General features: G+C 31.7%; 7 protein-coding genes. All 7 read right to left on the reverse strand.

Features of this window, described 5'->3' with window-relative positions; genetic code table 11:
- Positions 1-2: 2 nt before the first annotated feature.
- The 7 genes from V7M80_RS12245 to V7M80_RS12275 all read right to left on the reverse strand — a co-directional run bounded on the left by V7M80_RS12245 (position 3) and on the right by V7M80_RS12275 (position 7,268).
- Positions 3-767: a hypothetical protein gene (locus V7M80_RS12245; RefSeq protein ID WP_333696535.1), complete on the reverse strand. Its 765-nt coding sequence runs from the start codon at positions 765-767 to the stop codon at positions 3-5.
- 2 nt (positions 768-769) lie between these two features.
- Positions 770-2,572: a T9SS type A sorting domain-containing protein gene (locus V7M80_RS12250; protein WP_333696536.1), complete on the reverse strand. Its 1,803-nt coding sequence runs from the start codon at positions 2,570-2,572 to the stop codon at positions 770-772.
- A 10-nt stretch (positions 2,573-2,582) separates the two neighbouring features.
- The gene (locus tag V7M80_RS12255) at positions 2,583-3,788 is read right to left on the reverse strand and encodes a hypothetical protein (RefSeq protein ID WP_333696537.1); all 1,206 of its coding nucleotides are present in this window, start codon (positions 3,786-3,788) and stop codon (positions 2,583-2,585) included.
- 947 nt (positions 3,789-4,735) lie between these two features.
- Positions 4,736-5,137 (reverse strand): VOC family protein, encoded by a 402-nt coding sequence (locus tag V7M80_RS12260; protein ID WP_333696539.1) that lies wholly within the window; start codon positions 5,135-5,137, stop codon positions 4,736-4,738.
- Positions 5,134-5,916, reverse strand: a complete 783-nt coding sequence (locus tag V7M80_RS12265) for a DUF6597 domain-containing transcriptional factor (RefSeq protein ID WP_333696541.1) — start codon at positions 5,914-5,916, stop codon at positions 5,134-5,136. Before V7M80_RS12265 ends, V7M80_RS12260 begins: the two co-directional genes overlap by 4 nt.
- Before the next feature lie 241 nt (positions 5,917-6,157).
- A complete protein-coding gene (locus V7M80_RS12270) occupies positions 6,158-6,736 on the reverse strand; it encodes a DUF4386 domain-containing protein (RefSeq protein ID WP_333696542.1) in 579 nt (192 codons plus the stop codon).
- 103 nt (positions 6,737-6,839) lie between these two features.
- Positions 6,840-7,268, reverse strand: coding sequence for a hypothetical protein (locus V7M80_RS12275; RefSeq protein WP_333696544.1), 429 nt, complete (start codon positions 7,266-7,268; stop codon positions 6,840-6,842).
- Between the last annotated feature and the right edge of the window lie 242 nt (positions 7,269-7,510).

Raw genomic sequence — 7,510 nt, forward strand, 5'->3', positions numbered from 1 at the left:
TATTAGGGATTGATTACCTTTAACTTAAATCTATAATTCCCTCTGAAATTATCCTCTTCTTTAATTACTATTCTGTCTGATTTAGAAATCCAAAATCGTTGATATCCCATATTATTTGGTAATTTGTAATTTAGAATCCAACAAGGATTATTTTCAATAACCTCTGTACCTAATACTTCATAAAATTCATATCTTGGTGCTGAAAAACCGGGATCATAAACTTTAACTTTGAATACTTTTTTATCATTAAATGGCAATAATGAAAAAAGATGCAAATCGCAGTGCCAGTTAACAAACAATAGGTCACTTAAAGAGGCTTTAAAACCTTCTTCTGCTCTCTGCTTAGATTTATCATCACCACCATTAATAATATATTTACCACTTAAATAATCAATTTCACTAGTTTGATTACTTCGCCTCCACCAAATTTTATGGTAAATGGTAGATAGGTTACTATCCTTTAAAATAGTCTCAGAAGTATGACTCAAAGTATCTTTTTCTGTCCACTTTTGTATAATTTTGTAGCTAGCTACATTTTGATAATTAGTTTTGAAAACTTCCATTTCAACAAACGTCAAATCAGTAGCCGGTAAATCTTTTCCTTTTTTTGTATAAATCAAATAACAAGATTTACCCATTGAAATCGATTTGTTATCTAAACTACTGGCATCAACTGTTAATGTGTCTATTTGAGCATTAACAGCTGATCCAATAATAAAAATGAATAAAAAACTGTAAAATAATTTGGTTGATGATATAAAGTTCAATTTTATTGTTTTGATTTAATAAATTGAGTTGAAAATTTGGAGTTATTGTTTGTTGTTAATGATAAAACATAGATACCCTCTGGTAAACTTTCAACATTAATCTTATAATTATCTAAAACTCCTTTTAGGATACTTCTACCTCGCGTATCATAAATCTCATAATTCAATTCCGTTAGGACATTTGAACATTTTATCAATAACTCTTTTACGGCAGGTACTGGATGAATGATGATTTGCTTTATCAATTCAATCTCCGTTAAGTTTAAACTATTTGTAGTAGTAAAACTCCAAACATCTGACCATAAACTAACATTTCCATTTAAATTAGCCCTCACTCTCCAGTAATAAGTAGTATTGGTTGCCAAGTTCTGAATATCAATAGAAGTAACGTTAGTAGTAAATCCGGAAGCAATAAAACTTTCAAAGCTTGGACTCAAAGAAACTTCAAATTCATAATTCTCAATTTGATTCAGTTGATTCCAAACCAAAGTAGGTGATACGGGAACATTGGTTGCCAAATTAAAAGGAGATTGTAGCAGTACTTTTTGATCATAGGCCACGTTCACCCCTATCACTTTTCTATAAGTTGGTCCCCAATTACCATCATTTGCTCTAGTTCTAACATGTAAAACATGAATTCCGGAGGGTACCGTAATTTGTAGAGAATTGGATAGAGTTTCTAAAGCTTGGTCAAAATTCCCGTCAAAAGCGAGTAATGGTAAACCATTACCAAAACCCGGATCCACATCCCAAAAATATTCCCCTTGGGTAATCTTTACCTCAAAATTCGTGTTATTATTGGGTGCTAATCGAAATACTTTTCTAAAAGGAGTACTCCAGTTACCATCTTGTGCCTTTACTCTAACATTTAAAATGTGATCACCCTCAGCAGGAAGTGTTGCGTTACCTTCAAAAACACTTTCTAACGCCTGATTAAAGTTTCCATCAAAAGCAATAAGAGCAAAACCATTTCCGACACCTGGATCATCGTCCCAAAAATACTCCGCTTGAACAACTTTAACTTCTAAATTGGTGTTGTTGTTGGGTACTAATCGAAAAACTTTTCTAAACACCGGACTCCAAAGATTGTCTTGTGCTCTTACACGTACATTCAGCACATGATCGCCTACTGTTGGAAGTGTGGCATTATTGGTAAACACTGTTTCAAAAGCTTGATTAAAGTTACTATCAAATGCTAAGAGCGGCAAACCATTTCCGGCTCCGGGATCATCATTCCAAAAGTACTCTGCTTGACTAATGCTTACTCCTAAGTTAGTATTCGTATTGGCTGATACCCGGAATGCTTTTCTAAAAGCAGGACTCCAACTCCCATCACTTCCTTTTACTCTAACGTGCAAAACATGATCTCCTACTGTTGGCAAAGTAGCGTTATTAGAGAAAACCGTCTCAAAAGCTTGGTTGAAATTACCATCGAAAGCCAACAAAGCTAATCCATTTCCGTCTCCGGGATCGTTATCCCAAAAATACTCGGCTTGGATAATCTTTACTTCTAAATTGGTGTTGGTGGAAGAGGAAACCCTGAAAACCTTTCTAAAAGCAGGTCCCCATGTTCCATCTTGTCCTTTAACCCTAACGTGAAGCACATGATTTCCTACCGGAGGTAAAGTGGCATTATTGCTAAACACCGTTTCAAGAGCTTGATTGAAATTGCCATCAAAAGTGGTTAGAGCAATACCATTTCCCGGTCCCGGATCCGTATCCCAAAAGTATTCGGCCTGCTGTATTTGTTGGCCAAACATTAAATGGGATAAGAAAAAAATTAATAAAACTATTATTCTATGCATATCAATTTTATTAACGGTCAAATCCTTCTGCTCTAATTTGCAACGGAGCACCGGTTGTGGTAATACCAAAAGGAACATCTAACCAAAACACTCGTGAACTACCGGTGATTGGGAAAAAATTATCTAACGAATAGCTACCTCCAAAACAACCGGCATCCCCTGGAGATAAATCCAAATCATAGAATTCAAAACTTGGGTCAGCACCGTTTAAAGCTGGTGTCGGAAGAATGAGTTGTCCGGTATTTTGATTAACATTTGAACTCATAATAACAGTATCTGTAGATGATAAAGCAGGATATGAAGCTTGATTATTTCTGATGTAATTGTAAGAACTTGAATTACCTACAGATACAAGTAATACATCAGGTCCCCAAGAACCGGTAGTTGAAGAGCCTTCAAAAATATTATTTTTTATAATCGCAGGTGAGCTCAAACTCAAGTATCGAGCTCTTCCAACACTAAAACTAGAGAATGGCGTTATAACTGTATTATTAATAATACTAAGTTTTGTAGATGTACTAGAAAAAGAATAACGTATGGAATGGGTATCAGCATTTGTATTTACTGATAACCTACGAATAAAATTATTGTGTATGTTCAAAAAAATGTCTGATGTGTTTGTAGACCATAATCTTGGAAAAATATTTCCAATGATATTCATAACATCATTAGTTATTGAAGTTGAATTACTAATAGTGATTAGAGAAGATTCATTATTCAACTGATTTCCAATAATTCTACCATGAGATATGCTTATAGAACCACTATCTAACACATTTGAAACCACACTAACATAATATTGATTATTAAAATCAATATTGCCACCATCAAGTCGACACCCCAAAATATTCACATTGGTTCTCCAGCCTGCTGATGAACCGCTAATGCTTCCAGATACTAGTTGAGCCCCAATAATAGTAACCGTTCTGTTATTTAAAGCAGTGATAACGATATTTCCTTGAATGCGATAACGAATGCCGTCAGTGGCCGATACCAGTTCCAAACTTTTATCGATGGTGATGTTTTCTATGTATGGGCTGTCACCTATTTTTGGGTGCACAATAATTCTGTCACCATTTACAGAGGCTGTAATGGCTGCCGAAATAGTACTAAAGGTACCACTAGGTCCGTTTTCTTGAACAATTCGATCTACTGCATAAGACATTTGACATAAACAAGCCAATGCTAGGGATAAAAGTAATTTTGTTGTTTTCATTTTTTTTTTATTGTTAATTTAAAGCGTAAAATTAATGAGGGTTTAAGCATAAAAAAATACCTGATGACAGGTATTTATATTCAAAAAAGTTAGCATTTTTCAGGAATTATTTAGCAGTTTATTTTTCTAACTTACACTCTTCTAATACACTTCACTTTTCATCTTGAATTTGCTCAATTAAACTTATCGAATCAAAACTTATTTTTGATGGGAACTTATAATTTTGAAGTAAATTATATTTTTCATCTGTACTAGAAGTATTTTTGGGATGTTATATAGTAATATGAGACTCATGAACTCTTGGTTGCTTTATTTCTCCTTTCAGAATCTTTAAGCTAAGTTTATAAAACTTACTCTCGTTTTTACAATAAACTCTTTTACCATTTTAGGTTTTACTTTAATAAAGTAATCATTTCGCTTTTGGAGATAATAAGTGCTCGAAAATATAAGTTCTGTTTTATTTTAGATTTACGATTTTACCAAGTTTTAAAATGATTATAATATTGAATTCAGGTTGTAAAAACTATTTAAACTTAAAGGAATTACTTCTGCATTAGAAAATGTTATAACCATAGTAAATGTTAGGAATTGTTCTATAAGATTTTGTTGATTTTAAAACCAATCACCTTGAAGATTTAAGACAAAAATAATTTCTCAAACAACATTGATTGATTTGGCATTGTAATAATCATCCAAATAGAATGTAATTAATTAATGTACAAAACCCTCCTTCTTTTAAAAGAATTTCACTTTTTCTTAGTATTTCTCGAATTGTATGTTTTTCAAACAGTTTTTTCATCTACTGAACTACTTTTTTTATCTTTTTAATAAATTATTAAATCCTGATGATATAAATCAGTCGCTTGCTAACATCAGGATTCTTCTTAATTATTACTTCCATAAATCTTCATTAAAACAGTCTTTACTAGTTCAATTAGATAGCCGTATCATTTTTCTTTTAATAATTCGGAATATAGCTCAATCAAATTGTTTTCAGGGTCTCTGAAATGGACTACTCTAATTCCCCAAGCGGTCATGTCTTTTGGTTCGGTTAAGAATTTCACTCCTTTGCTATATAATAAGTTGTAAGTATCATCCACATTATCCACTTGTAAAATGATTGCCACTTTATCCTGTGAAATCTCACTAATACTCGCATGTGCATTATTGATGGCATTACTCATAAGTTCAGCTTTAAATAATGCCAAACCAGATAGATTACCAATATTGAAACTTGCATAATTTTCGCCAAGTTTCCCCCAAGAACATTCTAAGCCGAGAATGTTGTAATAAAAAGTGAAGCACTTATCAAAGTCGTTCACTAAAAGTCTGATGTTACTGAATTTCATTTTTTTTGTTGTTTAGTATGACTAGCAAATCTAATCATTGGACATCGTAGAAAATTGTAAAAATCGGTCGTTTTTATTCTCAAATAATTCAGATGGAATTTTCCCTGTATGCTTTTTAAGTCATTTATAAAATGGGATTGGTCAAAATAATTTTGTTCAGGAAACAATTGACCTTTTTTGAGATGCATATAGGAAGCAGAAAGTTTTAAAATCTTACAATATGATTTTAATGAAATACCGAATCTTTTTTTAAAATAGCGATTGATTTGACGGGATGTCCAAAAAAGTTGTTGTAAATATTGTTCAATTGTTTGTTGGCCTTTAGTTTCGTACAACAAGTTGAATAGAAGTTGCTTTCTCATGTCAATACCTTTTTGACTACCTAAGATGGAGAGCATTATTTTATCCAATTTTTCTGTTGTAATTTTCAATTGACTAAATGAAATTTTGTCTAACTGCCAAAAGTCATTTTCTTTTAGCTCTTCACTATCACAAAGTGTTGAAATGCTTTGTTGTAAAATATAATCTATGGCCAATAATTTAAATCGTATTCCAAAAAGTTGTTGATTCGGCTTAATAGAAACGTCCACTTGTTTGGTCCAAATTCCGGTTAGCGAAATTTCATTTTGTTGGTATTTGTCAAATGAAATGATGAGATCATAACTACCGTCTGGCAAAATTGTATAGTCGAGTTTCTTCTTTGTGGTATTATCAAACCACCAATACTTATTAACGAAGTCAGTTAATAATTTGTTAGGAAGATATTCTTTATAAATCATTTATTGCAAATTTACCATTATTGATTTTACGATTACGAAATACAATTAAATTATAAATTACTTTTTAAATCAAAAACTTGTAATCACCTGTTTCTGTTTAACAAAGACTAAAATAGCAAACGGTTTAAGTATTGGTGATGGTGTGCATTTGAAAAAAGTCAACCCAACGTTTGCACAAAAGTTCAATAGAATATCAAATGTTGAGTTTATAACTTTAAACACCACTATTGACAATACGATGTTAGCGAGTCGTTGTTTTTAAACTTTGTCCACCATATATGATTAACCAAATAGCAAATGTAATTTCCCAAAGTCCAGTGGGTACAAGAAGATACATACTCCATTTTTTTCCAAAAAACTCCATTAAAAAGCCAAAGGCAAAAATAGCATAGCCCACTGCTCCCCATATCGCTAACCAAGGTGGTGAGATTTTGTGTTTGAGTAGTGTCAAACACATTGGAATACTACCAAGTCCTAAGACCAACATTGCAAGAAAATATCCTAAATCGTCTGAAAAAATTCCTTTAAGGAATAATTTTAAAACAAGACTTGCAAGTGCTAATGCTTCAAATACTCTCGTATAAAGGTAAATACTACCAACTAACGAATTGTATTGGTTAAGTGTTTTTCTGAATAAAATTCCGATAAAGAGAACCATTACTGAGTTAACAATAATTAGTAATGCACCAAAATATTTTTCTACGTTGTCGGTACTTTCGAATAGATGCCGTCCAAAACCATAGGCTAAAAAAGCTAATAGAACAAAAGACCCAATGGTTCGGGCTTTAAAAATTTGGGTCGTATTGCTTATATATTTCATTTTTTTATATGTTTTGTAAAGATTAAATGTTTTTTGAATGTCCTCTTACAATGCAAGCAAACATGAAATTACCAAAAACTCAAAACTAAACATTAGCTTGACATTATTTATTATTTTGTTTTATGATTTTCCATTTTATCAGTCCACCTACTAAATACAAAAGCCCTACAAAAATAGCAATTAGTGAGTAGGTATTTTCTAATAATGGACTAGCTTTTTGCCATCCTATATCAATAATAAGTTCCCCTATACCACGAATCAAATAAATCCCTCCAATAAAAAATACCATTGGTTTTAAAAATGGCAGTTTTTTATACTTGTTATCAGCCGAGAGTCCATATAAACCCATTATATAAAATAAAATTCCTACTACTACCGTAATAAAATATGGGTAGAGAGGATGTATGTCTCGTTTAGCGAGAGCCATTCCCTCCGCTATACCAACAACTTCAAACATTTTTTCAGCCCAAAGCAATCCAACAATATGTAAGATTGCAAATAAAATATTCAAGTACCCACCAAGTTTAAGCATAAGTTTAATTAATTAGTTTCTAAGTAAATAAATCTGTTAAAAGTAATATCATTTGTCCTTATTAAAAATAATTTTTCATATACTGTTTTGAAATGACTATTGTCAAAGACGAATCTGCTACATATTCTAAATAATATATTATCACCTCTTGTTTCGACTTACAATTTTCATAAAAGATATAAATTTAAAATCATATTAATTCGGTTTAAATTTTTTTAATTATTAAACTTTAAGGTAAAATT

This window comes from Flavobacterium sp., assembly GCF_036759525.1.
Taxonomy (GTDB): domain Bacteria; phylum Bacteroidota; class Bacteroidia; order Flavobacteriales; family Flavobacteriaceae; genus Flavobacterium.